The sequence below is a fragment of the Pantoea sp. AG1095 genome (assembly GCF_003208415.1).
Taxonomy (GTDB): Bacteria; Pseudomonadota; Gammaproteobacteria; order Enterobacterales; family Enterobacteriaceae; genus Pantoea; species Pantoea leporis.
In genome coordinates, this window is the sequence record NZ_QKMJ01000001.1 from 909,763 (window position 1) to 927,485 (window position 17,723).

The window sequence follows — 17,723 nt, forward strand, 5'->3', positions numbered from 1 at the left end:
CATGACCATGAAACCCACGCGCACGCGTTTAAGCGTTTTATTCATGCTGTTTATTGTCACCGCTATCAACTATATGGATCGCGCTAACCTGGCGGTAGCCGGTTCCCATATTCAGGGCGAGTTTTTCTTATCCGCCACGCAGTTAGGTTTACTGTTTTCGATGTTTACCTGGTTTTATGCTCTGAGCCAGATTCCGGTCGGCTATCTGCTTGACCGTATTGGTTCGCGCTGGCTGTACGGCAGCGCGATTGTGCTGTGGAGCCTGTTTACCCTGCTAATGGGATTGGCGTCGCATCACTTTTTCACCACCGCCACCGCGTCATTTATGATGCTGTTGGTGTGCCGCGCGCTAATTGGCGTAGCAGAAGCGCCCTCTTTTCCCTCCAACACCAAAATCATCGCCACCTGGTTTCCCGACCATGAACGTGCGCGTGCAACGGCAACCTATTCCAGCGCGCAATACATTGGTCTGGCGCTGCTGACGCCGGTGCTGTCGTTTATCGTCTCTCAATGGGGTTGGGAGATGTCATTTTATCTCTCTGGCCTGGTGGGCATTGTGTTCGGCATTTACTGGCTGATTGTCTATCGCGACCCGCAGCACAGCAGCAAAGTGAATGATGCGGAACTCGATATCATCCGCAAAGGCGGCGGCCACGGTTCAGTGAATCAGCAAACCGGAAACGGCAAGGTTAACTGGCTGTCGGTAAAATACATTCTGCGCCAGCGCACCACCTGGGGTTTGTTTATCGCGCAGTTCGCGGCATCATCGACGCTCTACTTTTTCCTGACCTGGTTTATTGTCTATCTGGAAAAAGGGCTGCATCTGTCGATCGATAAAGCGGGGATTGGCGCAATGTTCCCTTATCTGATGGCGATGGCTGGCGTGCTGTGCGGCGGAACGCTGAGTGATTTCCTGCTCAAGCGTGGCCGCAGCCGCACCTTTGCACGCAAGCTGCCGGTAATGCTGGGGATGTTGCTCACCTGTTCGATTGCGCTAGTGAATTTCTTCCAGGACAGCCCGGTAATTGCCATCGCTATTCTCTCTATCGCCTTCTTCGCCAACGCCTTCTCTAATCTCGGCTGGGTGGTGTGCAGCGATGTGATTCCGCGCCACTTAATCGGCACCATCGGCGGCTTTCTGAATATTTTTGGCAATCTCTCCGGCATTGTCAGTCCGATCATCATCGGCGTTATTTTGCAGCGCACCCACAACTTCCAATACGCGATGTGGTACATCGCTGCCGTCGCACTGATGGGCTTTTTGGCCTACCTGCTGCTGGTTGGCAAAATTGAAGTGATGACGCCGCCCGGCGAACAACCGGCTGAAAATAAGAAGAAATTTGAAACCCCTTCAAACGCATAGAGAGAAGCATAATGCAGCAGAAAACAGTGAACGCGGTGATCGTCAATGCCGCACATGATGTGCGCTGTGAGTCGCGGGAAATTGAGTGGAACGCGCAGCAAGTGTTAGTCAAAGTTGAGCGTGGCGGGATTTGTGGCTCGGATATTCACTATTTCCAGCATGGCCGCGCGGGCATGTCGGTACTGAAAGCGCCGATGATTTTAGGCCATGAATTTGTTGGCATCATCGAGCAAGTGCCAGAAAACAGCGACCTGAAGGTTGGCCAGCGCGTGGCGATCAATCCTTCCCAACCGTGCCAGCTGTGCGCGCTGTGTCAGGAAGGAAAACAGAATCTTTGTCGCTCAATGCGCTTTATGGGCAGCGCGCAGTTTTTCCCGCATGTTAACGGCGGATTTGCCCAATATGTGGCGGTTAATCCCGTGCAGTGCGTACCGTACAGCGATGGCGCGGATGCCAAAGTGATGGCCTTTGCCGAACCGCTGGCGGTGTGTATTCATGCGGTACGCCAGGCTGGCGATCTGACCGGCAAGCGCGTGCTGGTCACCGGCGCCGGACCGATCGGTTGTCTGGTCATCGCGGCGGCACTGGCTTCGGGTGCCACCGAAGTGGTAGCTACCGACATCAGCGAACGTTGTCGTCAGCTGGCGAGCAATATGGGTGCCAGCGCGGCGCTGGATCCGCGTGACGAACAGCAAATTGAGCGCTGGGCAGAAAATGGCGGCAGTTTTGATGTCTGTTTTGAAGCTTCTGGCGCAGGCGCGGCGGTGGCTTCGCTGGTCGCCTTTACCCGTCCGGGCGGCATTATCGTGCAGCTTGGCATGGGCGCGGCAGAGGTAAACTATCCCATCGGGCCGTTGCTGGTCAAAGAGATACAGTTACGCGGATCCTTCCGCTTCACCAGCGAATTCACCACCGCAGTACGCTGGCTTGAGCAAGGCAAAATCAATCCGCTGCCGCTGCTTTCAGCCGAAATGCCCATGCAGGATGCCGCACTCGCGCTGGAGCTGGCAGCGGATAAAGAGCGTGCGGCTAAAGTCCAGCTGGTTTTCTGAAGGCTAACCGGAGAGAAAGCCTCTCCGGTTATTTCCTGAAACGGACTAAATCCTTCAGGGTGGCGTGCTCGAATTCGGGTAATGCAGCAAAAATGCCATCACCTTGCATGTCATAAATTTGCTGAAAATAAAATTTTGCGCCATCAACTGCGCCCAGAGCATAGAGCGCACGCGCAAGCGTCATTCGGGAAAGTATTTGGTTTTGTTGCGCTTCCCAATCGAGGGCTTCTTTCGCCGCTTCAATTGCTTCTTGATAGCGCTGACACTGGATTAATATTGCGCCATAGCCGCTCATAATCCAGAAATAGATATCGTCATCTCGCAGATGCGCTTTGGCTAATTCAGCGGCTGCACCCCATGAACAGGCTGCAGCCTGATGCTCACCCAGCGAACCAAGTGAAATACCTCGATTCGCTAAATCGAAGGCTTTCTCATGCCAGTTTTTACGGTGGAACTCCATGTCATCACCTCTTTTTGCGGTAGGAACAGTATTGATATCCTATGCAGCATAAATGAGAGTGAAATAAAGTTCATAGTTACGCGAGAATATTGCCTTACCTGCTAACTTCGTGCCCGATTAAACCACCGATCGCCGCGCCACCCAATGTACCGAAGGTGCTACCACCGGTAAGTACCGCACCGCCTACCGCACCAACACCAGCACCAATCGCGGTATTTCTGCCACGATGCGACATGCCACACGCGGTAACAGAAAACATGACCAGTACGACAATAGCAATATTACAGCTGCGTTTTAAAAGCATATAAAGCCTCACTGCCATGAATAGATGGCATGCAAAAGTGTTTATTTGATTGTTGTTAAAATACCCAATCTGTTGTGACTGGCACTGCTCGTCGGCGTGAATTTAAGGTGTTTTATGATGAGACGGAAGGTAAAAATTCTTATTTGCGGCTGGCACTAGCGAGGCGGCGAAAAAGTCGCCGCCTTGCACACACTTCATCATTTCAGGAAGCCGCCCGCTTTACCCGTGCCACCGTTCTCACCATCGCCAACGTGGCAACAATCAGCAGTATGCCGCCGACCATCGACATGGCTTTAAAACCTAGATGTTTAAACATCATCAGGCCGACAATCCCGCCGATCAGGAAGGAAAATATCGTGGTCAGATGCGTCAACAGCTGACGTTTCTGGCCTGAGAGTTGTTTCGACGGATCGCGGCGGAACAGCGCGGCTAATACCGATGCCAGCGAAATTCCGGCATCGGTCAGCGTGCCGGTAATATGGGTTGAACGTACGCGGCCATTGGATAACTGCGTAGAGGTTGAATTATGCACGCCCATCAGGAAACCCAGAATGACAATAACTTCCCGGTTGTTGGCCGACGAATAAAAGAACATTTCAAACAGCGATAACGCTATTAGGGCCAGCCCTTCAACCCACAATATTTGGCAGAATATAATGCGATTGCCATTGGCTAATCCGCTGATCACCACCATTCTCGCCGTGACCGCACCACAAACAAAGGCAAACAGGATGGTGGCTAAAAAGGTGATATCACGGAAATTAACGTTCGATACTTCACTGGATAATTGAGAGGTATTACCTGACATATGCGAGGGGAAAAAGCCAAACGCCCCCAAGGCGATTGCATTGAGCACACCGGCGGCCGTGGCGAGCCACATTGCCAGATTCCTGTCCTCATCATGCGTTCGTGTGCGTTTAAGTTTAATCAGCATCAGATACCTCATTATTCTGAACCAGGGCCGAATAATAACCATAGAGCACTACGCAGCGTACATAACCAGGAAATCCCCGAATAAGACGCTGAGCAGATTAAAGAAAGTAAAAAAAATCAACGAGGCGGGATATATTTAAATTAATGTAAAGATTGGCACGTCATATAAAGGTCGCCATTTAGGATGCCCGCCTTTTCAGGAATTAACCGAATGATTTATTTTCATCGGGGCGACCACCACATTCACGCCTAAATCCTGCATCCGCCGCAAAATAGGCACTGGCGTGCCCTGATTAACAATTACCACATCGAATTCACTCAGATGCGCAAAACGGTGCAGCGCCCGGCGTTCAAACTTGGTGTTATCCATCATCAGAATGCGCTTCTGCGCGGCATCAAACATCGCGCGTTTGGTCTCCACCGTTTCTGCGGATTGGTGGAACACTGCATCATCGATAATCGCTGACATGCTGACGAAAAACACGTCGGCGCGCAGGCTGGCAATTTCATCCCGCGTCATGCGGCCCATAAAAGCATTGCACCAGTGATAGAACTGTCCGCCGAGGCCCATCAAAGTGATATCGCGGCCATTGCGCAGCTCGTTCATGAGGGTCAGGGAGTTGGTGATCACCGTCAGCGGCGCGCGCGCCGAGAGCAGCCGCGCCATCTGCTGCACGGTGGTGGAATCATCGAGGAAAATCGCCTGTCCCGGTTCGAGGTAGGTCGCGGCGACATCGGCAATCGCCTGTTTCTCTTCCAGCTGACGCGTGGCGCGATAGATATCGCTGGATTCAACCAGACTAGTTGGCGTCGCGGACACCACGCCGCGTGATTTATGCAGCAGGCCGCGCTCAACCATTTCGTCGATATCACGATGGGCGGTCATCAAACTAATGCCGAAGCGATCGGTGATGTCTTCGATGCGAATCGCCCCTTCTGCCATCACCGCTTCGGCGATTAACTGGCGACGGGCCAGTTGCCGCGCCTGGCGGCTATCGCTGGGTAAGGTTTCGGCCATAAATACGCCAAGTGAAGAGTCCTGCGGGTTATGCGCCATATTTCATCCAGGAAAGTGAAGCGAGAAGCGTTTTCGGCACTCATTACAGCGTTTAATACGGATTTTGGCAAATTGCGGGTAACGTTACACTGCGTGATAAATCGCGCCGCTACGAATACGTGCGTTTCAAAGGTGGTTGTTATAAAAAACGCACATAGCGTAGTGGCGCAATTAATTGCGCAACTTTTACTGCTTCAGAACAAACGGTGAAGCAAAGTTACCGGCGTTCTCTTTAGTGATCAGGATGCAGTCAAACAGCTGCTTCTCCGAGGCCGCACCGGTCTTACCGGTTTTCAGGAAGCTATCCGCCTGCTCTACCGCTTTCTGCGCGAACTGCGCCACCGGCTGCATCACAGTGTAGGCCAGCGTACCGGCTTTCACAGCGTCAACCGCATCCGGTGAACCGTCAAAACCGCCGACTTTGATCTGATTCAGCTTGCCAGCTTCTTTCAACGCAGCGATCGCGCCCAGCGCCATTTCGTCGTTGCCGCTGATCACGCCTTTAATGTTGGGATTGGCTTGCAGCAGTGACTGCATTTTGTTGAAGCCTTGAGTGCGATCCCAGTTAGCCACTTCCTGGCCGACTTTCTTCAGCGTGGGATATTGCGACAGCACGGTATCAAAACCGTTGGCGCGGGTAGCGGCGTTATTATCTGACGGCGGGCCGACCAGCTCGACATAGTTCGCACTATCGCCCACCTGCTTCACCCACTCCATTGCGCCAACCGCCGCGCCCTGCGCGTTGTTAGAAACCAACTGCGCTTTGGCGAGCCCGCTCTGGTTCAGTTCGGCATTGATGATAAATACCGGAATATTGGCGGCGATGGCCTTTTTCACCGAGCCGACCGAACCATCGGCGTTCGCCGGATCGAGAATAATCGCCTTCGATTTATTGGTGATCGCCGTATCAATCAGCTGACTTTCGGTATTGGTATCGCCTTTGTGCGCACTGACTTTGGCGCTGTAGCCCAGCTTTTCCGCCGCTTTCTGCGCTACCTGGCCTTCCGTCAGCCAGTAAGGGTTGGAAGGATCGTTAACGATGATGGTCATTAACCCGTTATCTGCCCAGGTGGGTGCAGCAAAAGTGGTGATGGCCATAGCCGCAGCCGCGATGAAGAGACGTTTAGTGAACATAGTTGGTGCTCCGTTATTATTTGGGGTACAGGTTTTACGGATATCCGCGCGCTGCTGAAACAGCGCGCGTGAGTTAGCGAGCGCGTCGTCCGTATTGCAAGGTGTTGAGCAATACCGCCAGCACGATCACGGCACCAGTGAACACCGTCTGCCAGTAAGCAGAGACGCCGATAATCACCAGGCCATCAGAGAGAAAACCAATCACGAACGCGCCAAGCAGCGTGCCGCGCACGTTGCCGCGTCCACCGGTCAGGGCCGCACCACCAATCACCACTGCCGCAATCGCAGTCAGTTCATAAGTGGTACCAGCAGTTGGGCCGGCCGAGGTGAGCTGTGAGGAGAGCACCAGCCCGGCGAGTGCCGCGCAGACGCCAGACAATACATAGACGCTGATTTTGATGCGCTTCACCGGCACACCCGACAGATCGGCCGCACGTTCGTTACCACCCGACGCGTACAGCCAGCGACCAAACGCTGAGCGGCTAAGCAGGAAACCACACGCCAGCGCCACCACGCCCAGCACCAGCACGCCAACCGGGATATTGAAGAGGCGATTAAAACCGAGCCAGTCGAAGCCGGTATTCCCCAGCGCTTCGCTGCCGGAGAGTTTGTTGTAGGTCAGACCATTAGTGATCAGCAGCGCAATGCCGCGCGCCACATACATGGTGCCGAGCGTGGCGACGAAGGCCGGAACGCGGAACCAGGCGATAAGCACGCCGTTGACTAATCCCACCAGCGCGCCCACCACCAGCGTCAAAATCGCCACCGCCCACACCGGCAGATAGAGCACCAAGCCGAGCGCTTCGAGGTTGATGCCCTGCATCATAAATCCGGCCATCACTCCAGCGAGACCCAGCGTGGAGCCCACCGATAAATCAATGCCACCGTTGAGGATCACCAGCAGCATGCCGATCGCCGGCAAACCGAAGATCGCCACGTGCGACGCCATGGTGAGAAAGTTAGCGCCGGTAAAGTAGTTGGGCGACAACATGGAGAAGGTAGCAATAATCACCAGCAGCGCGATAAACGCGCGCCCTTCCAGCAGCAGACGCGCCACATTCAGCTGCTTGTCGCTTTTTTTCTTGTTGACCACCGGCGGCGTGTCCAGCGTTTGGGTTCTGTCAGTCATACCTTTTGCTCCACTTTTCATGTCATGCCACCAAAGACTCGCCTGAAGCGGCCATAATGCGTTCTTTACTGACGCTGGCGTCGAAGATGGCGGAGATGCGCCCTTTGCTCATCACCACAATGCGATGGGCAATACTCAGGCATTCGCCCACTTCCGAGGTGGTATACACCACCGCCAGCCCCTTTTTGGCGTTCTCCGCCAGCAGGCGAAACACTTCCGCTTTGGCGCCGATGTCGATGCCGCGGCTCGGCTCATCCAGCAGAATCACTTTGGGACGGGTGGCGAGCATTTTGCCGATCACCACTTTTTGTTGATTGCCGCCGGAGAGCGATCCAATTGCCGCATCGCCGCCAGCGGTTTTCACCGTCACGTTACGAATGCTGTCGTTGACCAGCTGTTTTTCCCGGCTTCTGGAGAGCACCAGCCCGCGCACAAAGTCGCCGATGCTGGCGAGCGACAGGTTTTCTCCCACCGACATGGTTTGTACCAGGCCATCGCGCTGCCGATCTTCTGGTACCAGCGCCAGCCCAATTTGAATGCGTTGTGAAATGGTCAGTCCGGAGATATCGGTGTCCTGCAATAGAATGTGACCGCTGCTTTGCTGCAGACGTCCGGCGATGCACTCCAGCAGCTCGGTGCGCCCCGCGCCCATCAGCCCGTAAATGCAAACAATCTCCCCGGCTTGCACCGCCAGCGATAAGTTGTCCACCAGCCGAATGCCGGTTTTACTTTTCAGCGTCAGATCTTTTACCGTCAGCGCCGGCAGCCCGAAGTCGTAGCCCTGCGGCGGCGATCCCAGATCAAAGTGATCGCCAACCATGTTGCGCACGATCCATTCGAGATCGATCTCATCGCGTTTGGCATAGGCGGTCATCACGCCATCGCGTAGCACCACCGCCCGATCGGTAATCTCCAGCGCCTCCTCCAGATGATGCGAGATATAGACAATTGCGACGCCCTGGCTGGTTAAATCACGGATGACCTGAAACAGCACCGCCACTTCCGCCGCGCTCAGTGCCGAGGTCGGTTCATCCATGATCAGAATCTGCGAATTCACCGACAGCGCGCGGGCAATCTCCACAATCTGCTGCTGTCCCAGACGCAGGTTTTCCACCGGCGTCAGCGGATCGATCTCCTCCTCCAGCGCAGCCATCAGGTGCGCCGTCACGCGCGCCTCTTCGGCATAATCGACGCCGCCCGGCTTCATGATTTCGCGGCCCATAAAGATGTTGTCGCGCACGTTCATATTCGGCGCGAGATTCAGCTCCTGATGGATAATCGAGATGCCACAGTCACGCGCTTCGGTGGCGGATCGAAATGTCTTCTCCTCGCCGTGTAACAAGATTTCCCCGGTTGTTGGCGTAATCACACCAGACAAAATTTTCATCAGCGTCGATTTACCCGCGCCGTTTTCACCAAACAGCGTGGTCACTTCGCCACGACGAATTTCGAAATTGACGCCCTTCAGCGCGTGCGTGGAGCCGTACACTTTGCTGACGTTGCGCGCTTGCAGGATCACTTCGCCTTTCAGCAAGGCGGGATTGAGATTGAACGGTTTCATTTCACCTCCATGCTGACCGGCGTCACCATCCAGTTTTTCGCGTTGAGTAAGCGGAACACGCCAACCACCTGCACGGTTTTTCCCGGCAACGCATCACGATCCAGCTTGTCGAGCACCGCGCTTTTCATCGCACGATTGATGGCGGAACCGGCATTTTGATATTCGATTTGGTTCGTGAAATCACCGAACTGGATCTTGCCGTTAGCGTCACGCAGATCGGTACCAGTGATCGCTGGACCGGTTTGCAGCCGCACCTGCATATCACCTGCTAATCCATCGATTTTCATCGGGAAGATGCCCATCTGCCCGGCTTGCACCACGCCGGAGAACTTGACGGCTAAGACCGGCAGCGGTGCGCCAACGCCATATTTCTGCACCGCTTCCTGCTGATTAGTTTGCAGCGCATCGGCTAACGTTTTGGCGTCTACTGCGCGTGATGCCACATCCTGCTGGATAGTCGGGAAGGTTTTCTGGCCGTAACTCTCGGGCGAGAAGCCTTGCTCCTGCGCATCATCGGCGGAGCCAATTTTTACCACCTTGGTGTCGAGCGCCATCGCCGCGATCAGCGCAATCACCATCACGCCGAGGGTGGCGTAACGCTGGACGCGCTTGCGGGAAATTTGCTGGGCCTGGATTGAGACATCGGACATAACGTGACCTCTCACTGACATCAGCTGCGATAATCGCGCCGATAATGTTATAAATGTGATAACTTGTGTGATGAGAATTGTGCTGATGTGACTAAATTGTCAACAGGTGACGCGCAATTTTTTCAGGAGAGCGATCTGGATCGCTTAATTGATGTCGGCCCCATCACAAAGCGCAATAAACCCCGCCTTATCAGCCTGTTCGCCGTGTTATCTCATTTCAATCTGTAAGGCTTTGACGCCTGATTCGTGATCACAATCGCTATTTCAAGTGAAATTTATTGGTTTTATCGAAAAATAATACAGTTGATATGTTATCTCAGTGAGAAGTGGTGTAAGACATTATTTAGCAAATTCATCACAGCCCGTTAACACCTTTCGGTGTTGGCGGCGATGAATTTAACTCTTCTTCTTTCGGAGGTGTATGTGGACAGTGGCGATATCATTCTGGGTCTGGATTCCGGCACCTCGGTGGTTAAAGCGGTGGCGTTTGATCTGGAAGGCACGCAACTGGCATGCGCATCGGTGCGTAACCGTTATTACCGCAGCGAAGGCGGCGCGGCGCAGCAGTCAATGAGCCAAACCTGGCAGGATGCAGTCACGGCGATACGCAAACTGGGCGAGCGTGTCGATAACCTGGCCGCGCGGGTGGTTGCCGTGGCCGTCACCGCGCAAGGCGACGGCAGCTGGCTGGTGGGTGCCAACAATCAGCCGGTCGGCGATGCGTGGATCTGGCTGGATGCGCGTGCGGCACCAACGGTTGAAAAACTCAATCAGCACCCGTTAGCGGGCGCGCGCTTTCGCGCTACCGGCACCGGACTCAACACCTGTCAGCAGGGATCGCAGTTGGCGCACATGGATCACTTCTATCCCGAGCTGTTAGCTAACAGCGAAGTGGCGCTGCACTGCAAAGATTGGCTTTACCTCAATCTCACCGGCATCCGCGCCACCGATCCCTCTGAGGCCAGCTTTACCTTTGGCAACTTCCGCCACCAGCGCTATGACGATCAGGTGATTGCCGCGCTAGGCCTGGAACAGCATCGTCATCTGCTGCCGGAGATCATTGAAGGCACAGAAACCACGCATCCGTTAACCGCGGAAGCCGCGCAGGCCACCGGTTTACGGGCTGGCACGCCAATCTGCCTCGGCTATGTCGATATGGCGATGACCGCGCTTGGCGCTGGCGTGCACACCGGCGAAGCCAATACCGCCTGCTCGATTGTTGGCTCGACCGGCGTACATCTGCGCAGCGTCACCATTGGTGAGGTGTGGCTGAATCCGGCACAAACCGGCTACGTGATCCCGCTGCCGTGGCCGGGCTATGTCACGCAGGTGCAAACCAATATGGCATCAACGCTCAATCTTGACTGGCTACTGAATCTCGCCAGCGATCTGCTTAACAGCTTTGGCTGTGAAATCGATCATGCCCGTTTGGTGGGCTATATCGATCGCTGGCTCAATGCGGCGAAGCCCGGCAGCCTGCTCTATCACCCGTATATCTCGATTGCCGGTGAGCGCGGGCCGTTTGTTAATGCCGAGGCGCGCGCCAGCTTTACCGGCCTGAGTTACACCCACAATTTTGGCGATCTGGTGCGGGCGGTCATTGAAGGCATCGGTTTTGCGGCGCGCGATTGCTATCAGGCGATGGGCAGTTTGCCGGGAGAAATTCGTTTAACCGGCGGCGCGGTGCGTTCGCAGCCGTTACGCCAGATTTTATCTGCCTGCATTGGTGCGCCGGTGCGCATCAGCCAGCGCGACGAAGCCGGAGCGGCCGGTGCCGCGATGATGGCGGCGGTGGCGATTGGCGCGTATCCGTCGATGGAGAGCTGCGTCAAAACCTGGGTGATGCCGCTGCTGGATGCGCCCGAAGCGCCCGCGAGCGAACTGATGCAGCGCTATAACCAGCTGTTTCCCACCTATCAGCAGCTGCGTAACGATCTTCCTGCCGCCTGGCACGCGCTAAAACAGTTTTGAGGAGTAAATCATGAGTGAACACATGCTGGATCTGTTTGTGATTGGCGGCGGTATCAACGGTGCTGGTATCGCGCGTGACGCTGCCGGTCGCGGATTGTCGGTAATGATGTGTGAGAAAGATGACCTCGCGCAGGGCACCTCATCGCGCTCCGGCAAGCTGGTGCACGGCGGGCTGCGTTATCTGGAGTATTACGAGTTTCGGCTGGTGCGTGAGGCGCTGATCGAGCGCGAAGTGCTGCTCAACGCCGCACCGCATATCATCTGGCCGATGCGGTTTGTCTTGCCGCACAGCCCAACCGATCGCCCGGCGTGGCTGGTGCGCCTTGGCCTGTTTTTATATGACCACCTTGGCGGCCGTCAGAAACTGCCGGGCACGCGTTCGCTGGATTTACGCCGCGATCCTGAAGGTGCGCCGCTGCTGGACAGTTACAGTAAAGGATTCGAGTACTCCGATTGCTGGGTGGATGATGCGCGGCTGGTGACGCTGAATGCGCTGGATGCCGCCGAGCGCGGCGCCACCATTCTGCCGCGTACCCGCTGCGTAGCGGCGACACGTCATAACGGCAAGTGGGAAATCACCCTGCAGGATGCCAGCGGTACCTCACGCACCGTGTTTGCCAAAGTGCTGGTTAACGCCGCCGGACCGTGGGTGCTGGATATCGTCAATCAGGTCACGCACACCACAAGCAGTCGCAACGTGCGGCTGGTCAAAGGCTCGCACATCATTGTGCCGAAGTTCTGGGAAGGTCAGCAGGCGTATCTGGTGCAGAACACCGACAAGCGGGTGATCTTTATCAACCCGTATGAAGGCGATAAAGCGCTGATCGGCACCACCGATATTCCGTGGCAAGGCAAAGCGGAAGCGGTTACCGCCGACGACAGCGAGCAGCAATACCTGATCGACGTGGTGAATCGCTACTTCAAGGTGAAACTGCGCGCCAGTGATGTGATCACGCGCTTCTCCGGCGTGCGTCCGCTGTTTGATGACGGCAAAGGCAATCCGTCGGCGGTGACGCGTGATTACGTGTTTGACCTCGACGATCAACAAAACGCCCCGCTGCTGCATGTGTTTGGCGGCAAGATCACCACCTTCCGCAAGCTGGCTGAACATGCGATACAGAAACTGGCACCGTTCTTCCCCAACATGGGCGCGGACTGGACGCGGGGCGCCACCTTACCGGGCGGCGATATGCCACACGCCGATTTCGACAGTTTCTTAGAGCAGGTCAAAGCGCGCTGGCCGTGGCTACCGCAGGCGCTGCGTAAACACTATGCGCGGCTGTATGGCACGCGTATCGATAAGCTGATCGGTCATGCCAATGCGCTGGGCGATCTTGGCCGCCACTTTGGTGGACAGCTGTACGAAGCCGAGGTGCGTTATCTGGTGGAAAACGAGTGGGCGCAGCAGGCCGAGGATGTGTTGTGGCGCCGCACCAAGCATAAGTTGCACCTCGATGACGCGCAGCAACAGGCTTTCACCCTGTGGTTCAACGCCAACTTTGCTGCTCCCGCGCCGCTGCGTGCGCATGCCGGATAAGAGGTGAATCATGCCGTTAACGCTGTCACTGAATACTAATCCGTTGGTGAACCGCTTTGCCGACCCGCAGGATTTGATTACCACCGTGGCGCAGCAGATCCGCATCCGTGATGTGCAGCTCACCCATGAATTTATCAATCCCGGCTGGCCTGCTGCGACCATCATGCGCATGACGCGCAAGATGCAGCAGGCGCTGCGCGCCACCGGCATGCGCGTGACCTCCGGCATGACCGGCCCCTATGGTCGCCTCAACCATTTTGGTCATCCTGATGTCGAAGTACGCCGCTATTATGTTGGCTGGTTTAAAACCTTCGCTGATATCACCGCCGAGCTGGGCGGCGACGCGGTGGGTTCGCAGTTCGCCATCTTTACCCAGCAGGATTTCAACGATGTTGCGCGCCGCGACGCACTGATCGACATTGCCATTGATTGCTGGGCCGACGTTGCCGAACACGCCAAAGCCGCCGGATTGAAATACCTGTTTTGGGAACCCATGAGCGTGGGCCGCGAGTTTGGCGAAACCATTCCGGCCTGTCTGGCGCTCCAGCAGCGTTTGAGTGCTGCCTCAATGGCGCTGCCGATGTGGATGATGGCGGATATCGATCACGGAGATGTCACTTCCGCCGATCCGCGCGATTACGATCCTTATGCGTGGGCCGAAGCGGTGCCGCGCTACTCGCCGATTATCCATATTAAACAGAGCATGCTGGATAAAGGCGGACACAGACCTTTTACATTGCAGTACAATGCCGGCGGCCGCATTCAGCCGCAGCCACTGCTGGACGCGCTTGCGCGCGGCGGGGCGCATGATAATGAGATCTGCCTTGAGCTGAGCTTTAAAGAGCGCGAGCCAACCGATAGCAACGTGGTGGCGGAGATCGCCGAAAGCGTCGCCTTCTGGGCCGGGCATATTGATACCGGCGTGCAGGATCTGCATTTGGCGGAGTGAGGTGCGCGGTTTCCCCTCACCCTAACTCTCTCCCGCAAGCGGGCGAGGGAACTGTCCGCGCAAGCTGCTCGAACGGCCCCTTCTCCCACTTGTGGGAGAAGGTTGGGATGAGAGCTTAAGCGCACCATATAAACCAAAGGACAACCCATGAAACCGGCACCAACCTCGACTGAACGCGACGAATCTCTGGCGCTGCGCGCCGCCTGGCTGCACTACGTCGGCGGTTTAACGCAGGCAGAAGTGGCGAAACGACTCGGGCTGCCGTCGGTGAAAACGCACCGCATGATTGCGCGCATGGTGGCGGAAGGCGCGGTGAAGGTGTCGATTGATGGCGATATCGTCGCCTGCGTCCAATTAGAAGATCGTCTGCGCGCGAAATTCGCGCTCAACTTCTGTCATGTCGCCCCCGATCTTGGCGAAGAAGGCTTGCCGGTGCGCGCGCTGGGCATGGCGGGCGCGGATTACCTGCGTAACCTGCTCACCGCGTCGCCTTCTACCACCTTAGGTCTGGGGCATGGCCGCACCCTTTCCGCCGCCATCCATCAATTGCCACGTATTGATGCGCCGCATATGCGCTTTGTCTCGCTGCTCGGCTGTTTAACCCGCAACTACGCGCTCAATCCTCACGACGTTATGCACCGCATCGCCGAGAAAACCGGTGCGCAGGCCTACATGATGCCCGTCCCTTTCTTTGCCAATACCCAGGAAGATCGCGAAGTATTACTGGCGCAGCGCGGCGTGAGCGAGGTGTTTGCCATGGCGGCGCAGAGTGAAGTCAAACTGGTGGGAATTGGCACCGTGGAACCCGCGGCTCAGCTGGTTGAAGCCGGCATGATTGATGAAGCGGAGATCAATGATATCTCCTCATCCGGCGCGGTCGGCGAGCTGCTGGGCCACTTCTTCGATGCCAGCGGACAGATGATTCATACCAACCTAACAGCCCGCACGTTGTCGGTGGATCTCGATCTCTCGCATCGCGCAGAGATTGTCGCCTTGGCGGGCGGCGCCAGTAAAGTCGCCGCGATTCGCGCAGTGCTGGCCAGCGGTCTGGTGACCGGTTTGATCACGGATGAGGTCACCGCGCGGGCATTGGTGGGCTGAATTGCAATGATGAAATGTTCACTGTGTAGTACCAATAAGCGTAATTGGTACTACACAGTGAACATCTCTGACATTATGCGCCGTTGAAAAAACCCTTCACATCAGGCTAAGATGTTCCATATATAGTACAAATTACGTTTATTGGTACCCTGTATGGAACAAGTCATGGCTTCTATCACTTCACCCACCTCACGCTATGCTCAGGAAGCGATTGCCCTATTAGCTTCCTTGATTCGTGCTGAACGTATCGAGAAGCAAATTCCAGTATCTGAGTTAGCAGAAAGAGCCGGTATTTCGCGTGGGACTTTACATCGCATTGAGCAAGGCGACGTGAAATGTCAGATTGGCAGTTATTTCGAGATTGCGGCCATATTGGGCATTCCCCTGTTTGATGCAGAGGTGAGTTTGCCATCATTGGTCAGTCATCGAAATCGTGTTGAAGAAAAGCTCAAGCTGTTACCCAAACACACCAGTAAAAAAAAGAGTAGCAGGAAGGTGAAGGATGACTTCTGAAGCGCGTTTTAGAGACGCTTACGTATGGATATGGCTGCCTGGTGAAACATCACCAGTGGTGGCGGGCAGGCTTGAGGCTGAAGGCGGTGCGCTGCTTTTCAACTATGGTCGTAGTTATCTGCAGCGAGAAAACCGCATTCCGCTCAATCCCAATGAACTTCCACTGCGGACTGGCGTTATTCCGCCGCTGAATGGGTTAAACATTGCGGGATGTATCCGTGACAGCGCACCTGATGCCTGGGGACGCCGGGTCATTATCAACCGTCGAATGGTACGGAAAGGCGCCAACGTCGATATCGGAATACTCGATGAGCTGACGTATCTCATTGAGTCCGGTTCAGATCGCATTGGTGCCCTGGATTTCCAGCACTCTGCGACGGAATACATTCCGCGCTCAACTGCGAATGTCACCCTTCCTGAATTACTGGAGTCGGCTGATCGGGTTGAAAAAGGCGTGCCGCTAACACCCAAACTGGATCAGGCGCTTTTTCATGGGACGTCGATCGGTGGCGCGCGGCCAAAAGCGCTGATCGAGGCCGAGGGAAAAAAATTCATCGCGAAATTTTCTGCCAGTGCGGATATCTGGAACGTGGTGAAAGGCGAATTCCTGGCGATGCGGTTGGCGCAGTTGGCAGGATTGCATGTCGCTCCGGTGAAGCTAGTCAAAGCCGCCGGACGCGATGTGATCATGATTGAGCGCTTTGATCGCGAACATAAAGCCGATGGATGGACGCGAAAAGTGATGCTTTCGGCGCTGACCCTGTTTGAACTCGACGATATGCTGGCGCGTTATGCCAGCTACGAAACACTCGCTGAAATTATTCGTCAACGTTTTGCCTCGCCCAAAGAGACTTTGCTGGAGCTGTATAAACGGCTTTGCTTCAATATTCTCTGCGGCAATACCGATGACCATGCCCGCAATCATGCCGCCTTTTGGGATGGTAAAAGCTTCAGTCTTACGCCTGCTTATGATATTTGCCCGCAAGGTCGTGCTGGCAACGAAGCCTCGCAGGCGATGTTGATTAGTGGCAACAATAATCTGAGTCGTATGAGCAGCTGCCTGGATGCCGCTCATCACTTTGCTTTGAGTCGCGCTGACGCGCATGCGCATTTCATGCTGATAAAAACGTCGATTGAAACCTATTGGCATCATGTTTGTGATGAAGCCGATTTGAGCAAGGTGGATCGGGAAAGCTTGTGGCACAGGCAGTTCATCAATCCTTTTTCACTTGAATAGCTGATCGCGTGAATCAGACCAAACTCACTTCAACGCCCTTCTCACGCAGCGTCTTTTGATAGCTCGACTCCAGTTCGGCATCGGTGATCAGTTGGTTAAACGGCTGAAGCGGTGCCAGCGCAAACGGATGAATCTGGCCAAACTTTGAGGAATCCGTCAGCGCGATGGTGTGTGTAGGTTTTTCCATGATGGCGTTGACCACGTCACAGCGCAGCATATCGCGACCGGTAAAGCCGGTGATCGCATCCCAGCCATCAATGCCGATAAACGCCTTATGGAAATTGAGGTGCTGAATACACAGACGCGTTAGCGGCCCCACCACCGATTCACTGCTTTTCTGGAACAGGCCGCCAAGGATGATCACATCGCCGCCCTTTTCGCGCAGCAATCCGGCGATGTAATGGCTCACGGTAATGATGGTGATATCGTTGCGTTCACTCAGTTCACGCGCCAGCAAAGCGTTAGTACTGCCGCCTTCGATAAACACCGTTTCACCGCTGTTCACCAGCGACGCCGCGTACTCGGCCAGACGCTTTTTCACCGCGAAGCGGGTTTGCATACGCGCGCCAACATCATCACTTTCTGGCGCCACGGCGGAACCGTGCACGCGGCGCAGAAAGCCGCCTTTCTCCAGAAGATTGAGATCCTGACGCACCGTCACTTCTGAGACGCCGGTGGTGTGCGCCAGCTCATTTACGCTGACGCTGCCGCGCTCGCTGACCAATTGGATAATCTGCTGATGACGTGCGTTCATAACACCCGCTGCTGTGAA

17 protein-coding genes are annotated in these 17,723 nt (G+C 55.4%); 8 read left to right on the forward strand and 9 right to left on the reverse strand.

Annotated features, from left to right (window positions below):
- Positions 1-7 precede the first annotated feature (7 nt).
- Both DEU53_RS04380 and idnD read left to right on the forward strand, forming a co-directional pair.
- The gene (locus tag DEU53_RS04380) at positions 8-1,363 is read left to right on the forward strand and encodes an MFS transporter (RefSeq protein WP_110866447.1); all 1,356 of its coding nucleotides are present in this window, start codon (positions 8-10) and stop codon (positions 1,361-1,363) included.
- Positions 1,364-1,374: 11 nt separating this feature from the next.
- The gene (idnD, locus tag DEU53_RS04385; RefSeq protein ID WP_110866154.1) at positions 1,375-2,415 is read left to right on the forward strand and encodes an L-idonate 5-dehydrogenase; all 1,041 of its coding nucleotides are present in this window, start codon (positions 1,375-1,377) and stop codon (positions 2,413-2,415) included.
- A 28-nt stretch (positions 2,416-2,443) separates the two neighbouring features.
- Here idnD and DEU53_RS04390 read toward each other — a convergent pair whose 3' ends face one another.
- The 8 genes from DEU53_RS04390 to DEU53_RS04425 all read right to left on the reverse strand — a co-directional run bounded on the left by DEU53_RS04390 (position 2,444) and on the right by DEU53_RS04425 (position 9,643).
- Positions 2,444-2,875, reverse strand: a complete 432-nt coding sequence (locus DEU53_RS04390; RefSeq protein WP_110866155.1) for a hypothetical protein — start codon at positions 2,873-2,875, stop codon at positions 2,444-2,446.
- 94 nt (positions 2,876-2,969) lie between these two features.
- Positions 2,970-3,179 (reverse strand): glycine zipper 2TM domain-containing protein, encoded by a 210-nt coding sequence (locus DEU53_RS04395; protein WP_061718879.1) that lies wholly within the window; start codon positions 3,177-3,179, stop codon positions 2,970-2,972.
- Positions 3,180-3,381: 202 nt separating this feature from the next.
- Positions 3,382-4,113: a YoaK family protein gene (locus DEU53_RS04400; protein ID WP_110866156.1), complete on the reverse strand. Its 732-nt coding sequence runs from the start codon at positions 4,111-4,113 to the stop codon at positions 3,382-3,384.
- Positions 4,114-4,308: 195 nt separating this feature from the next.
- A complete protein-coding gene (locus tag DEU53_RS04405) occupies positions 4,309-5,169 on the reverse strand; it encodes a DeoR/GlpR family DNA-binding transcription regulator (protein WP_101764389.1) in 861 nt (286 codons plus the stop codon).
- Positions 5,170-5,355: 186 nt separating this feature from the next.
- On the reverse strand, positions 5,356-6,303 hold the full coding sequence (locus DEU53_RS04410; RefSeq protein ID WP_101764388.1) for a D-ribose ABC transporter substrate-binding protein: 948 nt from the start codon (positions 6,301-6,303) through the stop codon (positions 5,356-5,358).
- 73 nt (positions 6,304-6,376) lie between these two features.
- On the reverse strand, positions 6,377-7,432 hold the full coding sequence (locus DEU53_RS04415; RefSeq protein WP_110866157.1) for an ABC transporter permease: 1,056 nt from the start codon (positions 7,430-7,432) through the stop codon (positions 6,377-6,379).
- Between the two features lie 22 nt (positions 7,433-7,454).
- Positions 7,455-8,993 (reverse strand): sugar ABC transporter ATP-binding protein, encoded by a 1,539-nt coding sequence (locus tag DEU53_RS04420; RefSeq protein WP_110866158.1) that lies wholly within the window; start codon positions 8,991-8,993, stop codon positions 7,455-7,457.
- Complete coding sequence (locus tag DEU53_RS04425) at positions 8,990-9,643, reverse strand: DUF2291 domain-containing protein (protein WP_110866159.1); 654 nt, start codon at positions 9,641-9,643, stop codon at positions 8,990-8,992. Before DEU53_RS04425 ends, DEU53_RS04420 begins: the two co-directional genes overlap by 4 nt.
- A gap of 423 nt (positions 9,644-10,066) precedes the next feature.
- Between DEU53_RS04425 and DEU53_RS04430 the strand changes: the two genes are divergently transcribed.
- The 6 genes from DEU53_RS04430 (at position 10,067) to DEU53_RS04455 (ending at position 16,951) form a co-directional block, all read left to right on the forward strand.
- Complete coding sequence (locus DEU53_RS04430; RefSeq protein ID WP_110866160.1) at positions 10,067-11,614, forward strand: FGGY-family carbohydrate kinase; 1,548 nt, start codon at positions 10,067-10,069, stop codon at positions 11,612-11,614.
- Positions 11,615-11,624: 10 nt separating this feature from the next.
- On the forward strand, positions 11,625-13,151 hold the full coding sequence (locus tag DEU53_RS04435; RefSeq protein ID WP_110866161.1) for a glycerol-3-phosphate dehydrogenase: 1,527 nt from the start codon (positions 11,625-11,627) through the stop codon (positions 13,149-13,151).
- A gap of 10 nt (positions 13,152-13,161) precedes the next feature.
- Complete coding sequence (locus DEU53_RS04440) at positions 13,162-14,100, forward strand: sugar phosphate isomerase/epimerase (RefSeq protein WP_110866162.1); 939 nt, start codon at positions 13,162-13,164, stop codon at positions 14,098-14,100.
- Positions 14,101-14,247: 147 nt separating this feature from the next.
- Positions 14,248-15,201: a sugar-binding transcriptional regulator gene (locus DEU53_RS04445; protein ID WP_110866163.1), complete on the forward strand. Its 954-nt coding sequence runs from the start codon at positions 14,248-14,250 to the stop codon at positions 15,199-15,201.
- A gap of 165 nt (positions 15,202-15,366) precedes the next feature.
- The gene (locus tag DEU53_RS04450) at positions 15,367-15,714 is read left to right on the forward strand and encodes a helix-turn-helix domain-containing protein (RefSeq protein WP_110866164.1); all 348 of its coding nucleotides are present in this window, start codon (positions 15,367-15,369) and stop codon (positions 15,712-15,714) included.
- Positions 15,704-16,951, forward strand: coding sequence for a type II toxin-antitoxin system HipA family toxin (locus DEU53_RS04455; protein WP_110866165.1), 1,248 nt, complete (start codon positions 15,704-15,706; stop codon positions 16,949-16,951). The genes DEU53_RS04450 and DEU53_RS04455 overlap by 11 nt, the downstream gene beginning before the upstream one ends.
- Positions 16,952-16,964: 13 nt before the next feature.
- Here the strand turns inward: DEU53_RS04455 and DEU53_RS04460 are convergent, their stop codons facing one another.
- Entirely contained in the window at positions 16,965-17,705 is a 741-nt protein-coding gene (locus DEU53_RS04460; protein ID WP_110866166.1) for a DNA-binding transcriptional regulator YciT, read from the reverse strand.
- Between the last annotated feature and the right edge of the window lie 18 nt (positions 17,706-17,723).